Raw genomic sequence first — 1,635 nt, 5'->3', positions numbered from 1 at the left:
ACATCCCTTGTCTAGGCGGTTCTGAAAGGTCGGGTCTTCCGCTAAATAGAAATGTCAGTCCGGGCGTGCTTTTTGTGCGGGGTGGGATGTTTTTTGTGGGGTGCCCGTAAGGCGGTGGCGCTGGCCGATGGCGCCTGAGCCGGGAGCAGGGTGGGACATTCCGTTCCCGCGATGGCGCGTTCCAGATCCAGCCGGTTGATCAGCCGTTGGCGCTTGACGTTCAAGGGCACCTTGGCCGGGCGCGGCGACTCGCCCGAGAGCGTGCGCGACGGCGCGCTCCAGTGCCGGCTGTCCCGCTCGGCCTGGACCGTGGCGGCAATCGCGAGCACGTGCCCGAGCCGCTTGTTGTCCACGATCGCGCCCTGATCCACCTCCGGCAACCGGTCATAGGTGGTGTAGGGCAGGGCAGCGCCATCGGCCCATAGCTCGACCCGGCCATCGGGGTACTCCGCCACCTCGATATAGCGGTGGATCAGCCGGCGATGTTCAGGCAGGTCCTCGATCAGGTACATGACCTTCGCATACTGCAGTGTGAGGCTCTGCGAGACCTTGCGCCATTCGCGCCAGCTGAAGATCCGTTCCAGGTCCTCGTCACCGCGCAGCGGCCGATGGGCATCGAAGTCGCTGCGCGGCACCTTGGCGAAGCGCGCGTTGAAGTCAGCCATGAAGGCCGGCGCGTAGGCGTTGGCGGCTTCCATGCTGGAAATCTCCCGCAGCCGCAATTCCTTGACCAACCGGTCCTGCAGCGTGCCGTTCATTCGCTCGACGCGGCCCTTGGCCTGGCTCGTGTTGGCGCACAGGATGTCGATGTTCAGCTCGAAGAGGGCGCGCCCGAACTGCGTATAGCCGCGGCCTTCGGCATTCTCCTGTCGGTTGACGCGGAAGACGCCAGCCTTGTCGGAATAGAACGCCATCGGCTTGCCGTGCCGTTCGATATAGGCCCGGGTGGCGGCAAAGTAGGCTGGCGTCGATTCGGTCGGCACGAACAGCAGCTGCATCAGCCGGCCGGTGGCGTCGTCGACGTAGACCAGCAGCGTGCACGCCGCCGCCCGGTCCTCGAACCAGTGATGATCGCTGCCATCGATCTGCACCAGCTCGCCCAGGCAGGCGCGGCGGTTCCTCGGCTGGTGGACCTTGGGCGGGCGCAGCTTCCTCGGCACCCAGAAGCCGGCGTCGATCATGATCCGGCGGACGCACGCGGAGGAGATATCAATGCCGTGGCGCTCGCGCAGCTTCTCGGCGGCCAGGGTCGGCCCAAAGTCGGCGTAGCTGTCGCGGACGAGGCCGCGGACACGAGATTCCAGGCCGGGAGGCAACTGGCGATTGCTGGAACGTCCGCGCTTGCGCGATACCAGCCCGCTTGGCCCGTCCTCCAGGAGCCGCAAGACCAGCCGTCTGACATGCCGGGCACTGACGCCCAGACGTTCGGCTGCCCGCCAGCGCGCAAGGTGCCCATCGGCCACAGCCTGGATCACCTTCATGCGGTCAACTTCGCGCATGCTCATGGTCACCAATCCTTGTCTGTGCATGGCTGCCTCCCAAAGCGCCCGACGAAACTCGGAGCGTACGGGGAGGCAGCCTCAGGTGACATCTCTATTCGTCGCAAAGGTGACATTACTAATAACGGCCAACATC

General features: G+C 65.2%; 1 protein-coding gene. It reads right to left on the bottom strand.

The window, feature by feature from the left end; all coding sequences use genetic code 11:
* Nucleotides 1–41: 41 nt before the first annotated feature.
* Complete coding sequence (locus AC1EJR_RS27250; protein ID WP_441593076.1) at nt 42–1,529, bottom strand: ISNCY family transposase; 1,488 nt, start codon at nt 1,527–1,529, stop codon at nt 42–44.
* Nucleotides 1,530–1,635 lie beyond the last annotated feature (106 nt).

The sequence above is a fragment of the Cupriavidus sp. 05T42 genome, from assembly GCF_056396345.1.
This window is presented reverse-complemented; position numbering and strand designations above follow the sequence as displayed.

What these genes read in the sequence shown, in the direction of transcription:
- AC1EJR_RS27250 (WP_441593076.1), bottom strand. Translation starts at nt 1,529, where the DNA reads ATGCACAGACAAGGATTGGTGACCATGAGCATGCGCGAAGTTGACCGC.